The sequence below is a fragment of the Kitasatospora sp. MMS16-BH015 genome (assembly GCF_002943525.1).
GTDB lineage: Bacteria > Actinomycetota > Actinomycetes > Streptomycetales > Streptomycetaceae > Kitasatospora.
In genome coordinates, this window is the sequence record NZ_CP025394.1 from 1,292,828 (window position 1) to 1,309,938 (window position 17,111).

13 protein-coding genes are annotated in these 17,111 nt (G+C 73.8%); all 13 read right to left on the reverse strand.

Features of this window, described 5'->3' with window-relative positions; genetic code table 11:
• Window positions 1-100 precede the first annotated feature (100 nt).
• The 13 genes from cobA to CFP65_RS05665 all read right to left on the reverse strand — a co-directional run bounded on the left by cobA (window position 101) and on the right by CFP65_RS05665 (window position 17,107).
• Window positions 101-1,333, reverse strand: a complete 1,233-nt coding sequence (cobA, locus tag CFP65_RS05605) for a uroporphyrinogen-III C-methyltransferase (RefSeq protein WP_104815033.1) — start codon at window positions 1,331-1,333, stop codon at window positions 101-103.
• A gap of 96 nt (window positions 1,334-1,429) precedes the next feature.
• Window positions 1,430-5,470, reverse strand: coding sequence for a nicotinate-nucleotide--dimethylbenzimidazole phosphoribosyltransferase (cobT, locus tag CFP65_RS05610; protein ID WP_104815034.1), 4,041 nt, complete (start codon window positions 5,468-5,470; stop codon window positions 1,430-1,432).
• A 486-nt stretch (window positions 5,471-5,956) separates the two neighbouring features.
• Entirely contained in the window at window positions 5,957-7,207 is a 1,251-nt protein-coding gene (gene cbiE / locus CFP65_RS05615) for a precorrin-6y C5,15-methyltransferase (decarboxylating) subunit CbiE (protein WP_104815035.1), read from the reverse strand.
• 142 nt (window positions 7,208-7,349) lie between these two features.
• Window positions 7,350-7,958, reverse strand: a complete 609-nt coding sequence (locus CFP65_RS05620) for a GNAT family N-acetyltransferase (protein ID WP_104815036.1) — start codon at window positions 7,956-7,958, stop codon at window positions 7,350-7,352.
• Window positions 7,959-8,084: 126 nt separating this feature from the next.
• Window positions 8,085-8,915: a MetQ/NlpA family ABC transporter substrate-binding protein gene (locus CFP65_RS05625; RefSeq protein WP_104815037.1), complete on the reverse strand. Its 831-nt coding sequence runs from the start codon at window positions 8,913-8,915 to the stop codon at window positions 8,085-8,087.
• 60 nt (window positions 8,916-8,975) lie between these two features.
• Window positions 8,976-9,692 carry a methionine ABC transporter permease gene (locus CFP65_RS05630; protein ID WP_104815038.1) on the reverse strand — a complete coding sequence of 239 codons (717 nt, stop codon included), beginning with the start codon at window positions 9,690-9,692 and terminating at the stop codon, window positions 8,976-8,978.
• Window positions 9,689-10,711, reverse strand: a complete 1,023-nt coding sequence (locus CFP65_RS05635) for a methionine ABC transporter ATP-binding protein (RefSeq protein ID WP_104815039.1) — start codon at window positions 10,709-10,711, stop codon at window positions 9,689-9,691. Before CFP65_RS05635 ends, CFP65_RS05630 begins: the two co-directional genes overlap by 4 nt.
• A 474-nt stretch (window positions 10,712-11,185) precedes the next feature.
• Window positions 11,186-11,680 carry a GNAT family N-acetyltransferase gene (locus tag CFP65_RS05640; RefSeq protein ID WP_104815040.1) on the reverse strand — a complete coding sequence of 165 codons (495 nt, stop codon included), beginning with the start codon at window positions 11,678-11,680 and terminating at the stop codon, window positions 11,186-11,188.
• Between the two features lie 186 nt (window positions 11,681-11,866).
• Window positions 11,867-12,112 (reverse strand): RNA polymerase sigma factor, encoded by a 246-nt coding sequence (locus tag CFP65_RS05645; protein WP_104815041.1) that lies wholly within the window; start codon window positions 12,110-12,112, stop codon window positions 11,867-11,869.
• 93 nt (window positions 12,113-12,205) lie between these two features.
• Window positions 12,206-13,624, reverse strand: a complete 1,419-nt coding sequence (argH, locus tag CFP65_RS05650; protein WP_104815042.1) for an argininosuccinate lyase — start codon at window positions 13,622-13,624, stop codon at window positions 12,206-12,208.
• Between the two features lie 45 nt (window positions 13,625-13,669).
• Window positions 13,670-14,863, reverse strand: coding sequence for an argininosuccinate synthase (locus CFP65_RS05655; protein ID WP_104815043.1), 1,194 nt, complete (start codon window positions 14,861-14,863; stop codon window positions 13,670-13,672).
• A 162-nt stretch (window positions 14,864-15,025) separates the two neighbouring features.
• Window positions 15,026-16,471 (reverse strand): MFS transporter, encoded by a 1,446-nt coding sequence (locus tag CFP65_RS05660; protein WP_371682519.1) that lies wholly within the window; start codon window positions 16,469-16,471, stop codon window positions 15,026-15,028.
• A gap of 72 nt (window positions 16,472-16,543) precedes the next feature.
• Complete coding sequence (locus CFP65_RS05665) at window positions 16,544-17,107, reverse strand: arginine repressor (RefSeq protein WP_254552245.1); 564 nt, start codon at window positions 17,105-17,107, stop codon at window positions 16,544-16,546.
• Window positions 17,108-17,111: the final 4 nt, after the last annotated feature.

A 17,111-nucleotide genomic window follows, 5' to 3' on the forward strand; every position in this document is an offset into this window, starting at 1 on the left:
CTCGAACGGCCCAGTGCGGGAGGGGCCGGTGGCACACGAAAGGCCCCCGGCGGGTGCCGGGGGCCTTGCTGCGGACGGAGTACCGGCCGAGGAGTACGGGCTACCGGCCGAGGACGTTGACCACGTCGCCGATCACGATCACGGCCGGGGGCTTGATGCCCTCCGCGAGGACCGTCTCGCCGATGGTGGCGAGGGTGGCGTCCACCCGGCGCTGGGCGGCGGTGGTGCCCTCCTGGACCACGGCGACCGGGGTGGTGGCCGGGCGGCCGTGCGCGATCAGGGTGGCGGCGATCTTGTCGATCTTGTCCACCGCCATCAGCAGCACCAGGGTGCCGGTCATCTGCGCGGTGGCCGCCCAGTTGGTCAGCGAGCGCTCGTCGGAGCCCACGTGGCCGGAGATGACGGTGAACTCGTGGGTCATGCCCCGGTGGGTGACCGGGATGCCCACGGCGGCCGGCACGCTGATCGAGCTGGAGATGCCGGGCACCACGGTGACCGGGATGCCGGCCTCGACGCAGGCCAGCAGCTCCTCGCCGCCGCGCCCGAACACGTACGGGTCGCCGCCCTTGAGGCGGACCACGAACTTGCCGGCCTTGGCGTGGTCGATCAGCGTCTGGTTGATCGCCTCCTGGGCCATGTACCGCCCGTACGGGATCTTGGAGGCGTCGATCACCTCCACGTGCGGCGGCAGCTCGGCCAGCAGCTCGCGCGGGGCGAGGCGGTCGGCCACCACCACGTCGGCGTCGGCCAGCAGGCGGCGGCCGCGCACGGTGATCAGGTCCGGGTCGCCCGGGCCGCCGCCGACCAGGGCCACGCCCGAGGCGTGGGCGCGGTACTGGCGGGCGGAGATCGAGCCGTCCCGCAGGCCCTCGACGATGGTGTTGCGCAGGGCGGCGGAGTGGCGCGGGTCGCCGGTGAGGACGGCGACGGTGGCACCGGCGTCGTGCCCGGAGGCCGGGGTCCAGGCGGTGGCGGCGGCGGCGTCGTCGCTGCGCGAGCAGAACACCCGCAGGCCCTCGGCCTCGGCGCTGACCTGGCTGTTCACCACCGGGTCGCTGCTGGCCACCAGGACGTACCAGCTGTCGGCGAGGTCGCCCGCCGCGTAACCCCGCTGGTGCCAGGTGACCTCGCCCGCATCGGCCATCGCCTGGACGGCCGGGGTGGTCTCGGGGGATATCAGGTGGATCTCGGCGCCGGCGGCGATCAGCGCCGGGAGGCGCCGCTGGGCCACCTGGCCGCCACCGACCACGACGACGCGGCGGCCGGCCAGCAGCAGGCCGACCGGGTACGGGGTGAGGCCCTCGGTGCTCGGGTGGGGGTTGGGCGCGGTCATCGGCGGGGCTCCTGGGTGATGAAGGGGGCAGGGGCTGCGAAGCCCCCGCATCCGGCGCGCCCTCGGGCTCGGTTGCGGGGGCTCCAGAGAGGAGGATCAGGACTTCTCGGTGACCCCGGCGGAGTCGAAGGTGGCTACATCGTGCATCGCGCGGGCCGCACTCTGCACCAGCGGCAGCGCGAGCAGCGCACCGGTGCCCTCGCCCAGGCGCAGGTCCAGGTCGATCAGCGGACGCAGGCCGAGCCGGGCAAGCGCGGCCTGGTGGCCGGGCTCGGCCGAGCGGTGGCCGGCGATGCAGGCGGCCAGCACCTCGGGGGCGATGGCCCTGGCGACCAGCGCGGCCGAACCGGCGATCACGCCGTCCAGGATGACCGGGGTGCGCAGCGAGGCGGCGCCCAGCAGGAAGCCCGCGATGGCCGCGTGCTCCAGACCGCCGACGGCGGCCAGTACGCCGATCGGGTCGGACGGGTCGGGCTGGTGCAGGGCCAGCGCCCGGCGGATCACCTCGACCTTGTGGGCGTGCATCTCGTCGTCGATGCCGGTGCCGCGCCCGGTCACCTCGGCCGGGTCCAGGCCCGCGAAGACCGAGATCAGCGCGGCGGACGCGGTGGTGTTGGCGATGCCCATGTCGCCGGTGATCAGCACCTTGTTGCCGGCCGCGACCAGGTCGCGGGCGGTCTCGATGCCCACCTCGATGGCCTTCTGGGCCTCCTCGCGGGTCATCGCCGGGCCCTGGGTCATGTCGTCCGTGCCGGGCTTGACCTTGCGCGGCAGCAGGCCGGTGGTGCGGCCCTGCTGGATCGCGTCCGGCAGCTCGCTGGCCACGCCCACGTCGACCACGCAGACCTCGGCGCCGACCTGGGCGGCGAAGGAGTTGACCACCGCTCCCCCGGCCAGGAAGTTGGCCACCATCTGCGCGGTGACCTCCTGCGGCCAGGGGGTGACGCCCTGGGCGTGCACGCCGTGGTCGCCCGCGAAGATCGCGACGCACCCGGGCTCGGGGATCGGCGGCGGGCACTTGCGGCTCAGGCCGCTCAGCTGCGCCGCGATGATCTCCAGCATGCCGAGCGAACCGGCCGGCTTCGTCATCCGCTTCTGGCGGTCCCAGGCGTCGCCGAGCGCCTTGGCGTCCAGCGGGCGGATGCCGCGCAGGGTCTCGGAGAGCAGGTCGTGCGGCTCCTCGCCGGGCAGCGCGCGGTTGCCGTACTGCTCCTCGTGGACGACCCAGGAGAGCGGGCGCTTCTTGGCCCAGCCCTGCTGCTGCAGCTCGGGCTCGTCCGGGAAGGCGTCCACGTACCCGACGCACAGGTACGCGACCACGTCCAGGTGCTCGGGCAGGCCGAGCTCGCGGACCATCTCCTCCTCGTCGAAGAAGCTCACCCAGCCGACGCCCAGGCCCTCGGCGCGGGCGGCCAGCCAGAGGTTCTCGACGGCCAGCGCCGCCGAGTACGGCGCCATCTGCGGCTGGGTGTGCCGGCCCAGGGTGTGGCGGCCGCCGCGGGTGCGGTCGGCGGTGACCACGATGTTGACCGGGGTCTCGAGGATGGCCTCGATCTTGATTTCCTTGAACTGCTTCGCCCGGCCCTTGGGCAGCGAGTCGGCGTAGGCGTCGCGCTGACGCTCCGCCAGCTCGTGCATCCGGCGGCGGGTCTTCGCGGAGCGGATCACCACGAAGTCCCAGGGCTGCGAGTAGCCGACGCTCGGGGCGGTGTGGGCCGCCTCAAGCACCCGGATCAGCACCTCGTGCGGGATCGGGTCCGGCCGGAAGCCGTTGCGGATGTCGCGGCGCTCGCGGATCACCTGGTGCACGGCCTCGCGGCCCGCGTCGTCGTAACCGGGGGCGGCGACACCGGGGTGGTCGGTGACCTCCGCGAACTCGTCCGCCTCGGCCGCCTCCGCCGCTTCGGCGGGCTCGGCTGCTTCGGCCGGCGCGACCGCGTCGGCGGGCTGCTCCGCCGGGGCGGGCTCGCCCTCGGCGGCGGGCTCCGCCTCGGGGGTGCTCGCGACCTCGGGGGTCAGCTCGGCGGCGGGCTCGCCCTCGGGCGTGGTGGTCGGCGCGGCGAGGGCCTCGGCGGCCTGCTCGGCCGACTCGGCCTGGGCGGGCTCGGCGGGCTGCTCGGTGGTGTCGACGGTGCTCAACTGCTCGGCGTTCTCCTGCTGGGCCGGGGCGAGGGCCTCGGCGGTGGTGCTGTCGGTGCTGTCGGTGCTCTCCGCGGCGGTGGCGGCGACCGTCTGCGCAACCTGCTCGGGCTGCTCGACCGGGGTCTCGACGGCGGGGTTCGGGACGGCGGGGTGCGGGACGGCCAGGCTCTGGGCGGCGGGCGCGTCGAGGAAGGCGGAGGTACGGGCCCGGGGCTGAGCCGGGATGGCCACCGGCTCGGCGGGCTGCGCCTCGGCGGCCTCCACCGGGGCGGTCCCGGGCTGGGCCGGCTGCTCGACGACAGCCTGCGCGGCTTCCTCGACCTGCTCGGTCGGCTCGAGCTGCTCGGGCGTGACGACGGTGGCCTCGGGCGTGGCCGGAGCCGACTCCCCGTCAGCGGGGGCCGTCCCGGCGGCCGGGGCGGCCGTCGGCTCGTCCACCGGCGCGGCGGGAGCGGGCACGGTCGGCACCGTGTCCGTGCTGCCCTCGGCGGCCGGAGCCGCCGCCATCTCGTGCAGCGGCACGGCCGGGCCGGGCACGGTCGGCTGGGCGGGGGCGGGCTCGGTGAGCAGCGCGCCCTCGGCCACCACGGGCGAGGTGTCGCCCTGGACAGGGGCCACCGTCGGACCGGCCTGGGCCGGGTCGTGCGCCGGGACGGACTCCGCCGGAAGTGCCTGGGCCTGGTCGGCGACCGGTGCGGCCTCGGGTGCCGGCGGAGCGGCCTGCAGAGTCGGTTCGGCAACCGGCACGGCCTCGGTGGCCGGGTCGGCGACCGCCTCGACGGGCAGGGCCTGGCCGGCCGCGGCCGCCTCGGGCAGCGGAGCGGCCACCGGCTCGGCCGGGACGGCGTGCTGCGGCTCGGCCACCGGGACGGCGGCCGGGGCGACCTCGGCCACCGGCGCAGCGTCAGCGGGCAGCTCGGCCGCGGGGGCGGGCTGCGGCTCGGCGGCGGGCGCCAGGTGTGCCACAGCCTCCGCCGCCGGCTCGGCGGCCGGGGCGGCGTGCAGCGGGGCCTCGGTCAGGACGGCTGCCTCGGCCACCGGCGTGGCGGGCGCGGCCGGGTCGAGGACGGCGGTCTCCTGGGCCGGAGCCGCGTGCGCCGGGACGCCGTGGGCGGCAGCGCCCTGAGCCGGGTGGGCCGGCGGGAGGTCCTGGGCCGGGACGGCGTGGATCGGGGCGGCCTGGATCGGGTCGGCCAGCGGGATGCCGTGCGCCGGGGTGCCATGAGCGGGGAAGCCCTCGACCAAGGTGCCCGGCGCAGCAACGGCCTGGGCCTGCTCAGCGACGACGGCGGCCTGGGCCTGGGCCTGGTCGACGATCACAGCGGCCGGGGTCTGCTCGGCGACCGGGACGCCCTGGAGCGGATCGGCGACCGGGACGGGCTGGGCCGGGACGGGCTGGGGCTGCGGGACGATCGGGGTGCCGTGCGGCGGGGTGCCCTGGTACTGCTGGGAGGGGCCGCGGTCGGCGAGGGAGCGGACCGGGACCTGGCCGGTCATCAGGGACGGGTCCGGGATCGGGGGGCCCGCGTGGAGGGGGCGGCGGAGAGCCGCCTGAGGGGGCGTCACCGGGGCGGGGGCCGGCGGGGCCAGCGGGGGCCAGGAGGGCTCGACCGGGATGCCGGCCTCTTCCACCGTGCGCAGCGTCATGGTGTCGGCGGGCTCGCCGAGCGTCTCGGGGGCGAGCGAATCGCCCCAGGAGCCCTGCGGACCGGGCATCAGGAGCTCGTCCTCCTCCTCGTCCAGGCCGTCCGGCTGGTCGAGGAAGGTGAAGGCCGGACGGGCGCCGGTGGGCCAGCCCTCGGTGACCGGCGGGGCGAGCGGGACGGCGCCGAACGGCTGGGCCGGGTCGACTCCGGGGACGGGCGGCACGGGGGGCAGCAGGCCCTCCTGGCCGACCGAGCCGAGCACCTCGGCGCCGCCGAGGGACGGGGCCGTGGCTCCGCCGAGCTGCTGCTCTGGCTGTCCCTCACCCGGGACGTGGCCGCCATCGGTCATGTCAAAGCTCCTTCCGGGCCGCTCACGCGCCCTTGGCGCCACGGTCACCGACCGCGGCGCCCACTCCGCTCGGGGCGGACCGTGCTCCGGCCCACCCGTCCACCTACCGCTTCCGCCTGCTGGCGTCCGCCGTGCGCACCTCCGGCCGGTGTCACCCACCGGGGTGGCACACCATCAGGGACAACGACCGCCCGGGGGCAACCGGCACGACCGCGCCGGACGCGTGGTGCATTCTTCCGGCCCGACCCGCACCGCGTCGAATGCGCCCACACCCGGTCCAGCCCGGTAGCACCACGTCAAAAAGGTGGTAAACATACCGGATCGGACACGGACACCCACGTCCACGCCACCCTACCGGCCGCCACCGACCGGCTCTCGAATCCGTGTCCGGATGGGACGTGGATCACCGGACCGCGGGCACCGCCTGGCACTCGCCCCGGTCAGGCGTGCTGCAAGCGCTCAGGCGTGCTGCTCGACCAGGAACGGTCAGGCGTGCTGCTCGGCCCAGAAGAGGAGGGTCTGCTCCCCCGCGCCGAGGCTCAGCCCGTCCGGGGCGGACCGCAGCGGGGTGGCCTGGAGCAGGGTGCCGTCCACCCGGTACCCGGCGGTGGTGATCGCGACGCGGACGGCCTCCGCCTCGGCGAGGGAGTGCGCCACGGCGACCAACCGCTCGGGGCGGCGGGCCAGCACCGCGCCGACGGCCGCCGCGCCGCCGGATTCGACCACGACGGCGTCAGGTTCCGGCAGGCCGCCGAGCACCTCGGGGGCCGAGCCGTGCACCGCGTCCACCTCCACCCCGTACCGGCGCGCGTTGACCGCGATCTGCGCGCAGGCCGAGCGGTCCGCCTCCACGGCGACCACGGCCGCGCCGAAGCGCGCCGTCTCCACCGCGAGCGCGCCGGTACCCGCGCCGACCACCCAGACCAGGTCACCCGGCACCGGGCCGAGCCGGGCCACCGCCAGGGCGCGGACGTGCGGCGGGAGCGCGTGTCCGGCTCCGGCCGCCGTGCGGGTGCCGAACTCCGCGCCCGCGTACGCCTCGGCGGGCAGGGCCCAGCCCCGGTCCGGGCCGGGGAAGCCCACCGGGCGTCCGGCCAGCCAGCCGGCCGCCTCGTCCACCGCGTGCTGCTGCCCCGGGCCGCCGATCACCAGCACCACGGCCGGCTCGCGCCAGACCTGGTCCGGCACCCGCTCGGAGGTGAGCACGGTGACGTCCTCCTCCGGGGTGCCCAGCGCCTCGCAGACCACGAAGGTGCGGTGCACCCCACGGAGCATCAGGGCCAGCTCGCTCGGGCCCGCGTCGGGGCTGGTGAGCACGGCGACCTTCGGGTACGCGCGGCAGAGGTTGGCCGCCCGGCGCAGCCTGCCGCCGTGGGTGGAGACCACCTGGGCGTCCTCCCAGGGCATCCCGGCCCGGGCGAAGGCGGCGGCCACCGAGGAGACGGCGGGCAGCACCTCGAGTTCGAGGCCGTACTCGGGGCGGCGCAGGGTGCGGACCACCCCGAAGAAGCCCGGGTCGCCCTCGGCCACCACCACGGCGGTGCCCCGGTGGTCGGCGATCCGACGGGCCGCCAGCTGCACGCTGCCCAGCGCTATCCGCTCGGCGCCCTCGGGCACCGGCAGTGCGGCCAGCTGGTAGGGCGCCCCCGCGACGAGGGTGGCGCTGGCCAGCGCGGAGGCGGCGGCCTCCGTCAGCGGCGTGCCGTCCCACCCGATGACCGTGATCCGGTCCGCCATCTGCCGCTGCTCTCCTCTGCGTCATCTCCCCCGCGCGCCGCGGCGCCAGGGGGAGCCCCCGTGATGGTCTGGTGCAGAGGCTACCGGTTGGGACTCTTCGAACGCCTTAGCCCCGCAGGGGCGCTCCCGGGACAGGCGGGCGTCAACCGCGCAGCACGCCGCCGAGGCGTCCCCAGTCCGACACGGAGGTCTCCAGGTCCTCCGGGAGCAGGCTCCAGAGGATGAGATCGCTGCGGCTCTCGCCGCCGTCCCGCACTATCCAGGCGCTGCGCAGCACGCCCTCGCTGATCGAGCCGATCTTCTGGGTCACCTGCTGGGCGGCGGTGTTGCCGGCGGCGGTGCGCAGCTCCAGCCGCAGGAAGCCGCGGTCCTCGAACAGCCACTGCGCCACGCCGAGCACGGCCTCGGGGGCGTAGCCCTCGCCGCGGGCCCAGGAGGCGGTGATGAAGGTGGCCTCGGTGGAGAGCAGCCGCCAGTCGGTGGAGCGGAGCTCGACCACGCCGACCAGACGCTGGGTCAGGTGCTCGGTGACGGCGAAAACGATTCCGCGCCCGGAGATGCGGCGGGCGGGCGCCAGCGAGCGGGACCACTCCAGCGCGTGCGCCTCGGTGAAGGGCTGCGGGATCGCCGTCCAGGCGTGCACCAGCTCGTCCGCCATCATGGCGGTCAGGCCGGGCGCGTCGTCGTCCGAGAGCGGGCGCAGCAGCAACCTCTCGGTGCTGATGGCGGTCTCGGGGAAGCTCGCAGGCATTGCCGTCTCTCCTCGCCGGGTCCTGGGCACACCGTACGGCCCCACCCGTTACTCGGACGTGTCAGCCTAACCGAACAGGGCCCCCACCGTGATGCGGTGGGGGCCCTGCCGTCAGGTTTCGCGGGATCAGAACGCCGGGATGACGCTGCCCTTGAAGGTGGCGTCGATGTACTGCTTGACCTCGGCGGAGTGCAGCAGGGTGGCCAGCTTCTGGACCCGCGGGTCGTTCTCCTTGCCCTTCTTCACGGCCAGGATGTTGGCGTACGGGTTGCCGGCCGCCTTCTCCAGCAGGATCGCGTCGGTGGCGGGCTTGAGGCCCGAGTCGAGCGCGTAGTTGCCGTTGATCACGGCGGCGTCCAGGTCGGCCACCGAGCGGGGCAGCTGGGCGGCGTCCAGCTCCTTCCACTTCAGGTGCTTCGGGTTGCCGGTGACGTCGCCCGGGGTGGCAGTGGTGCCGACGCCGTCCTTGAGGGTGATGACCTTGTCGTCGGCGAGCAGCTTGAGCGCCCGGCCCTCGTTGGTGGCGTCGTTGGGGATGCCGATGGTGGCGCCGTCGGCCAGCTCCTCCACCTTCTTGACCTTCTTGGAGTAGAGGCCCAGCGGCTCCAGATGCACGGTCTCCACCGAGACGATGTCGGTGCCGTGCTTCTTGTTGAAGTCCTCCAGGTACGGCACGTGCTGGAAGTAGTTCGCGTCCGCCGAACCGTCCTGGACGGCCGTGTTGGGGGTCACGTAGTCGGTGACCACCTTCACGTTCAGCTTGAGGCCCGCCTTGTCGGCCAGGTTCTTCTGGACGTAGTCCAGGATCTGGGCGTGCGGGGTCGGGCTGGCGATCACGGTCAGCGGCGCGTTGGCGTCCGAACCGGAGGAGCCCGAGCCCGAGGAGGAGCAGGCGGTCAGGCCGAGGGCGAGGCCGGCGGTGAGCAGGACGCTGGTGGACTTCAGGATGTTACGCACGAAAAGTGCCTTTCTCCGTTGGAGCGTGGGCCAGGGTGTGGCCCGGGTCTGTGGGTGCGGTCAGGCTTCGGTGGCGGCCGGGCGGCGCGGGCGCAGCAGGCGGGAGCGGCCGCCGCTGCGACCCCGGTCGCCCAGGCGCCGGATGGCGTAGTCGCCGATCAGCTGGATCACGGTGACGATGACGACGAGTTCGGCGACGATGACCCACATGAAGGCGGTCTCGAAGCGCTGGTAGCCGTAGTTGACGGCCAGGGTGCCGAGGCCGCCGCCGCCGACGGTGCCGGCCATCGCGGAGAAGCCGATCAGCGCGATGACCGTGGTGACGACCGAGGAGACCAGCGCGGGCAGCGACTCGGGCAGCATCACCTTGCGGACGGCCGTCCAGGTGGAGCCGCCCATCGACTGCACGGCCTCCAGCAGGCCGGAGTCCACCTCCCGGACCGCCGTCTCGACCAGCCGGGCGAAGAACGGGATGGCGCCGACGGCCAGCGGCACGGTGGCGGCCTGCCAGCCGATGGTGGTGCCGACCACGCTCTTGGTGAAGCCGAAGAGGGCGACCATCAGGATCACGAACGGCAGCGAGCGGCCGATGTTCACCACGGTGCCGACCACCCGGTTGACCGGGAGGTTCTGCAGGGCGCGGCCCTTGTCGGTGAGCACCAGCAGCAGCCCGAGCGGCAGACCGAGCAGGACGGTGACCAGGGTGGCCACACCGACCATCTGGAAGGTCTCGACGGTCGCGGGCTGCATCAGCTCCCACATCTGGTCCCAGGTCATGCCACCGCTCCGTTCCGCTCGAACACGTCCACCTGCAGGCCCTGCTCGCGCAGGAAGCCGATCGGCACCACGTTGTCGTGCTGCGGACCGGGCAGCTCCACCCGCATCCGGCCGACCATCCGGCCGGAGACGGTCTCCACCGCGGCGCCCAGGATGTTGATGTCGATCTGGTAGGTGCGGGCCAGCTGGGAGACGAACGGGCGGGCCGAGGTGTCGCCCTGGAAGGTGATCTCCAGGACGGTGTTGCCGGGGTGGCCCTCGCCGAACTCGCCGAGCGGGAAGAGCTCGCGGGCCAGCAGCGAGCCCTCGGTGGCCAGCAGGTCGGTCAGCTTGCCGGCCTCGACCACCTTGCCGCCGCGCATCAGGGCGGCCGAGTCGCAGACGTTCTTGATCACGTCCATCTCGTGGGTGATCAGCAGCACAGTGAGGCCCAGCTGCTGGTTGAGCTGGCGCAGCAGGGTGAGGATCGAGCGGGTGGTCTCCGGGTCGAGCGCGGAGGTGGCCTCGTCGGAGAGCAGCACCTTCGGGTCGCCGGAGAGCGCCCGGGCGATGCCGACCCGCTGCTTCTGGCCGCCGGAGAGCTGGCTCGGGTAGGCCTTGGCCTTGTCGGCCAGGCCGACCAGGTCGAGCAGCTCTGCGGCCTTGCGGCGGCGCTGGGTGCGGTCGAGTCCGGTGATCTCCAGCGGCAGCTCGACGTTCTCCTGCACGGTGCGCGAGGAGAGCAGGTTGAAGTGCTGGAAGACCATGCCGATCCGCTGCCGCGCCGCGCGCAGCTCGCGCCCGGCGCGCTGCTCGGTGCCGGGCAGCGCGGTGAGCTCGACGCCGTCCACGGTGACCGTGCCGGAGCTGGGGCGCTCCAGCATGTTGACGCAGCGGATGAGGGTGCTCTTGCCCGCGCCGCTGGTGCCGACGACGCCGTAGACCTCGCCCTCGCGGACGTGCAGGTCCACGCCTGCGAGGGCGGTGACCTCCCGGCCTCGGGAGCGGTAGACCTTCGTGAGGTCCTTGGTGGTGATCACAGCTGCTTCCGTTGTTCGTGGGCGTACGGTGACGTACCGTCACACCGGATGGCGGGCGGCGGCGCGCGGGGGCACGCCCGTGAAGGGGGGTCAGCTCCTGCCGTACCTACGATCCTGGCCGCTGCGGGGTGGGCATGCGCGTGGGCATGGCCCTTACGGGTCAGCGGGGGGGGTTCTCGCGGGGCGGGGCCACGGGGCCCGGCGGGAGTTTCGCGGAGGGAGAGCCCGGCTCGGCCTGGACTTCCGGTGCTCTCGTGCTCTCGTTGCCGATCAGGTCAGCAGTGGCACATTCGACAGCGGCACATGCAGAGCCCGACACCCGGCGTGGTGCCGGCGGGGGTGCATTTCGTCGTCGCAGTCATGTCTGCAAGTAAATCAGACAGTTGGTCGACGTCCTAACTTTCGGGACCGCACGTCCGCTATACGGACACGACCCGGGCGGCACAAGGCCACCCGGGTCGTGGGGTACGGGGACTACGCGGCCAGCGCGGTGGCGGCCGGCTTGGAGAGGGTCACGATGCTCAGGCCGCGGCTGACCTCGCGGACGCTCGCCTGGCGGTAGCCGTGGCGGGCGTAGAGGCGGAGGTTGCCGAGGCTGCGGTGGCCGGTGAACAGCTCGAAGGCCGTCACCTCCGTCTCGCCGCGCAGCTGGCGCTCCACCGACTCCAGCAGTCGGCCGCCCAGGCCGTGCCGCTGCATCCGGGGGTGCACCACCAGGCGGCCGATCCGACCCACCCCGCTCTCGTCGACCAGGCCGCGGACGGTGCCCACCACCTCGTCGCCGAGGCGGGCCACCAGCACGTGCCGCTCGGCCAGCTCCGCCCGGAGGCTGTCCAAGCTCTGGGTCAGGGGCTCGATCGCCCAGTCGTCGTAGAGTTCGGCCTCGCTCTGGTACCCGAGGTACTGGAGCTTGAGGATCTGCTCCGCATCGTCCTCGCTCGCCACCGAGATGATCACACTCATACCCATGTACGGGGCCTCCCATCGTCCGGTACCCGGTGCAGCCACGTGCCCCCTGCTGGTCACCGGGGCGGAGGGCGGCGTTCACGCTCAGTATCCGGCCGCTCCGGCCACCGTCAAGGGGACGTTAGCCCGGGCTCTACCCTCGCGCCGCCTGGTCTCAACCCCGACGTGGTGAGGGTCACGCCGGGCGTGTCAGCTCGGGCGGCGGCCGTGCAGCAGGGCCCGGAGGCAGGCCAGGCAGCGGGAGCGGGTGGGGCCGATCGAGCCCGTGGGGATACCGAGATGTTCGGCCAGTTGGCGGTACGTCAGTTCGGGTGATTCGGCGAGGGCGGTCAGGAGTTCGGGGCAGCGGCCGGGGAGGCGGGCGAGGGCTTCGCGGACGGCGCGGCGGAGGTCGTTGGCGAGGGCTTCGTCCTCGGCGGAGGGGGAAGTGGTCACGTTCCGTCAACGAACCACTGAGGCGCGGGGTGCGGCTGCGTTCAGCGTTGCAGGTCTCTGCGTGGCTGGTCGCGCCGTTCCCCGCGCCCCCGACTATTTGACCCAATCCTGCTGGACCGCCAGGTCGGCCTTCACTTCCGCCAGCTGGACGGCGACGGCATCCGGGGCGGTGCCGCCGCGGCCGTGGCGGGAGGCGATGGCACCGTGCACGTTGAGGACGGTGCGGACCTCGGGGGTGAGGTGGGGGGAGATCGCGGCGAACTGGGTGTCGGTCAGGTCGGAGAGCTCGATGCCCTCGGCCTCGCAGACCTTGACGCAGGCGCCCGCGACCTCGTGGGCCACCCGGAAGGGGACGCCCTGCTTGACCAGCCACTCGGCGATGTCGGTGGCGAGGGAGAAGCCGGCCGGGGCGAGCTCCTCGAGGCGCTCGCGGTGCACCGTGAGGGTGGCCATCATGCCGGTGAAGGCGGGCAGCAGGACCTCGAGGGTGTCGCAGGAGTCGAAGACCGGCTCCTTGTCCTCCTGGAGGTCCCGGTTGTAGGCCAGCGGGAGGGCCTTGAGGGTGGCGAGCAGGCCGGTCAGGTTGCCGATCAGGCGGCCGGACTTGCCCCGGGCCAGCTCGGCGATGTCCGGGTTCTTCTTCTGCGGCATGATCGAGGAGCCGGTGGAGAAGGCGTCGTGCAGCGTGATGAAGCCGAACTCCTTGGTGTTCCAGATGATCACCTCCTCCGCGATCCGGGAGAGGTTGATCCCGATCATCGCCGTGACGAAGGCGAACTCCGCGACGAAGTCCCGCGAGGCGGTGCCGTCGATCGAGTTGCCGACCGAGCCGCGCTCGAAGCCGAGCTCGGCGGCCACGGCCTCCGGGTCGAGGCCGAGCGAGGAGCCGGCCAGCGCGCCGGAGCCGTACGGGGAGACGGCCGTGCGGGTGTCCCACTGGCGCAGCCGCTCGGCGTCCCGGCCGAGGGCCTGCACGTGCGCGAGGACGTGGTGGGCGAAGAGCACCGGCTGGGCGTGCTGGAGGTGGGTGCGGCCCGGCATCGCGGTGGTGGGGTGGGCCTCGGCGAGGCCGACCAGGGCGTGCTGGAGGTCGAGCAGCAGACCGCCGATGATCTTCGCGTGGTCCCGCAGGTACATCCGGAACAGGGTGGCGATCTGGTCGTTCCGCGACCGGCCGGCCCGCAGCTTGCCGCCCAGCTCGGCGCCGAGCCGCTCGAGCAGGCCCCGCTCCAGGGCGGTGTGCACGTCCTCGTCGGCGATGGTGCCGGTGAAGGTGCCGGCCTCGACGTCGGCGAGCAGCTGGTCGAGCCCGGCCAGCATGCCGCTCAGCTCCGCCTCGCTCAGCAGGCCCGCCTTGGCCAGCACCCGGGCGTGCGCCTTGGAGCCGGCGATGTCGTACGGCGCGAGCCGCCAGTCGAAGTGCACCGAGGCGGAGAGCTTGGCCAGGGCCTCGGAGGGCCCGTCGGCGAAGCGTGCGCCCCAGAGGCGGACGTCAGTGTTCCGGTCGGACATCTGGGGCGCTCCTTGCTGCGTGTCGGAAGGGGTGCTACTGCGGGATCAGGCGAGGTCGCGCCGGGCGGCGATCTTCGAGGACATCCCGAAGATCTCGATGAAGCCCTTGGACATCGACTGGTCGAAGGTGTCGCCGGTGTCGTAGGTGGCGAGGTTGAAGTCGTACAGCGACTGGTCCGACTTCCGGCCGTTGACGACCGCGCGGCCGCCGTGGAGCACCATCCGGATGTCGCCGCTGACGGCCTGGTTGGCCTCGTTGACGAAGCCGTCCAGCGCCCGCTTGAGCGGGGAGAACCAGAGGCCGTCGTAGACCAGCTCGGCCCAGCGCTGCTCGACCTGCCGCTTGTAGCGGGCCAGCTCGCGCTCGACGGTGACGTTCTCCAGCGCCTGGTGGGCGGTGATCAGCGCGATCGCGCCGGGGGCCTCGTAGATCTCCCGGGACTTGATGCCGACCAGCCGGTCCTCGACCATGTCGAGCCGGCCGATGCCCTGGGCGCCGGCCCGCTTGTTGAGCTCCTCGATGGCCTGGAGCACGGTGACCTTGCGGCCGTCGATCGCGACCGGCACGCCGGCCTCGAAGGTGATGACCACCTCGTCGGCCTCGCGCGGGGTGGCCGGGTTCTGGGTGTACTCGTAGACGTCCTCGATCGGGGCGTTCCAGATGTCCTCCAGGAAGCCCGTCTCGACGGCGCGACCGAAGACGTTCTGGTCGATCGAGTACGGGTTCTTCTTGGTGGTGACGATCGGGAGGTTCTTCGCCTCGGCGAAGGCGATCGCCTTGTCCCGGGTCATCGCGTAGTCGCGGACCGGGGCGATGCACTTGAGCTCGGGGGCCAGCGACTGGATGCCCACCTCGAACCGGACCTGGTCGTTGCCCTTGCCGGTGCAGCCGTGGGCGACGGTGGTGGCGCCGTGCTTCTTGGCGGCGGCGACCAGGTGCTTGACGATCGCGGGGCGGGAGAGCGCCGAGACCAGCGGGTACTGGCCCTGGTACAGCGCGTTGGCCTTGAGCGCCGGGAGGCAGTACTCGTCCGCGAACTCCTCGCGGGCGTCGGCCACCTCGGCCTCGACGGCGCCGCAGTCCAGCGCGCGCTGGCGGATCGCGGACAGGTCCTCGCCGCCCTGGCCGACGTCGACCGCGACGGCGATGACCTCGGCGCCGGTCTCCTCGGCGATCCAACCGATGCAGACGGACGTGTCCAGACCGCCCGAGTAGGCGAGTACGACGCGCTCGGCCACGGCTTTCTCCTTCACTTCGGTCACCACGGGATGCACCGGATGAACAGGCTTACGGCGACAGGCATAAGTATGCATGACCCTGTATGAATCACAAAACCCTTCTCGGGTGGATCCTTCGGCGGGGGTCCGGCCGGCCTGACCCGGGCCGCCCTCGGGCCGCTCTCAGACCGCCTTCGCGCGGCCCGCCAGGGCCGCCACCAGGGCCACCGGCACCAGCAGCAGCGCCACCGCCGCAGCATAGCCCGGCAGGGCCGAACCACCCAGGGCCGCAACGGCGTTGAGCACCAGCGAGGCGAGGGCGAGGAGGGCGGCCTGGCCCAGGTTCTGCGCCGTCTGCATCGCGCCGGTGGCGTAGCCGTGACGGGTGCCGTGCCGCAGCGAGAGCACGGTCAGCGCGGGCGTCAGGAAGCCCATCCCGACCGCCGCCACCGGCAGCGCCGCCACCCCGAGCAGCGGGCTCACCCCCGGCAGGCAGGCCGCCGACGCCAGCCCGACCGCGACGGCCAGCACCCCGGCCCCGGCCACCACCGGCCGGTGCCCGGCGGCCCGCAGCTTGGACTGCGCCCAGGAGGCCACCGTCCACAGCACCGCCGCCCCCGTGAACCCGACCCCCGTCACCAGGGCCGGCACCTGCCGCTCGGTCACCAGCACCAGTGGCACCAGCGCCTCCACCGTGAAGAACGCCCCCGCCGACAGCCCGCGCAGCAGCACCGTCACCGGCAGCCCCCGCACCGCCCGCCCCACGCCACCGGGCAGCACCTTCGGCCCGAACCACCCCAGCAGGCCGCCCCCGACGACCAGCGCCACCAGCTGCCCGGTACTCCACCCGGACGCCCCGTACTGGCACACGGCCGCCCCCGCGCTCAGCCCGGCCGCCGCCCCGACCGGCACCCGGTCGTCCTTCGGCGAGACCTCGGGCTCGGCATCCGCTCGGGGCTCGGCCGGCGGCTCCTGCTCCCCCGTCCGGCGCAGGACGGCGATCAGGGCGAGGGCCGGGAGGGCGGTGAGGGCGGCGAGGCCGAGGAAGACGGTGCGCCAGGAGGACCAGGCGGCGACCAGCGCGGCCAGCGGGGGGCCGATCAGGGAGGGGAGGATCCAGGCGGCGGCGAGGAGGGCGAGCATGCCGGCCCGGAGGCGTTCGGGGTAGCGCCGGCCGATGGCGGTGGTGACGGAGACCGAGACCAGGCCGGCGGCCAGGCCGTCCACTAGGCGGCCGGCGGCGAGCTGCCAGATCGTGCCGCTGGTGCCGGCCACCAGCAGGGCGAGGACGGAGAGCAGCATGCCGACGGCCAGCGGCCGCCCCGCCCCGGCCCGGTCGGCCCAGTGCCCGCCGAGCACGCCGCCGAACAGGTTCGCCGCCACGAAGCACCCCGCGACCACGGGGAACAGCGCCACCCCGTCCAGCTCCCGCGCCGCCGTGGGCAGCGTCGGCACCACGGCCAGCCCGGCGAAGCCGATCAGCAGCATCACGGCCCCGAAGGTCAGGCTCGCCGCCAGGTACGGCCGCCCGAACAGCCCCGGCTCGGCCGGCTCCCCCGCCGGCGCCCCCGCTGTGGCCGGGTCCGCCGCCCAAGAGGACCGCCGCCCGCGCCGACCGCCCGGATGCACCGTCAACTCGCCACTCCCCGTCCTCCGGAATGGTCCAGACCATAGGGAGCGGGTGGCGGGCGGTCAACCCGGCTACTGGGCCTTCGCCTGGGCCAGTTGCATCAGGTGGTCGGCCAGGGCCTGGCCGCCGGCCGGGTCACGGCTGATCAGCAGGACGGTGTCGTCGCCCGCGATGGTGCCGATGATCTCGAACACCTCGGCCTGGTCGATCGCGGAGGCCAGGAACTGGGCGGCCCCCGGCGGGGTGCGCAGGACCACCAGGTTGCCGGAGGCGGTGGCGGAGACCATGAGTTCGCCGGCCAGCCGGGCCATCCGGCCCTCGCTGGCGGACTCGCCCATGGGCGCGCGCGGGGTGCGGTCCCCGCCCTCGGCCGGGACGGCGTAGATGAGGGCGCCGTCCCGGTTGCGGATCTTGACCGCACCCAGCTCGTCCAGGTCCCGGGAGAGGGTGGCCTGGGTGACCACGAGACCGTCGTCGGCGAGCAGCTTGGCCAGCTGGCTCTGCGAGCGCACGGGCTGACGGGTCAACAGGTCCACGATCCGCCGGTGCCGCGCGGTGCGCGTCTGCGGCACCTGCGCGGTCGGCCCGACAGCGGACGGGTCGGCGGCGGACGGATCGGGCTGGGAAGCGGTCATACTG

Bases quoted from the DNA above. Each gene is read 5' to 3' on its own strand.
- cobA (WP_104815033.1), bottom strand. From the start codon at position 1,333: ATGACCGCGCCCAACCCCCACCCGAGCACCGAGGGCCTCACCCCGTAC.
- cobT (WP_104815034.1), bottom strand. From the start codon at position 5,470: ATGACCGATGGCGGCCACGTCCCGGGTGAGGGACAGCCAGAGCAGCAG.
- cbiE (WP_104815035.1), bottom strand. From the start codon at position 7,207: ATGGCGGACCGGATCACGGTCATCGGGTGGGACGGCACGCCGCTGACG.
- CFP65_RS05620 (WP_104815036.1), bottom strand. From the start codon at position 7,958: ATGCCTGCGAGCTTCCCCGAGACCGCCATCAGCACCGAGAGGTTGCTG.
- CFP65_RS05630 (WP_104815038.1), bottom strand. From the start codon at position 9,692: ATGACCTGGGACCAGATGTGGGAGCTGATGCAGCCCGCGACCGTCGAG.
- CFP65_RS05640 (WP_104815040.1), bottom strand. From the start codon at position 11,680: ATGGGTATGAGTGTGATCATCTCGGTGGCGAGCGAGGACGATGCGGAG.
- argH (WP_104815042.1), bottom strand. From the start codon at position 13,624: ATGTCCGACCGGAACACTGACGTCCGCCTCTGGGGCGCACGCTTCGCC.
- CFP65_RS05665 (WP_254552245.1), bottom strand. From the start codon at position 17,107: ATGACCGCTTCCCAGCCCGATCCGTCCGCCGCCGACCCGTCCGCTGTC.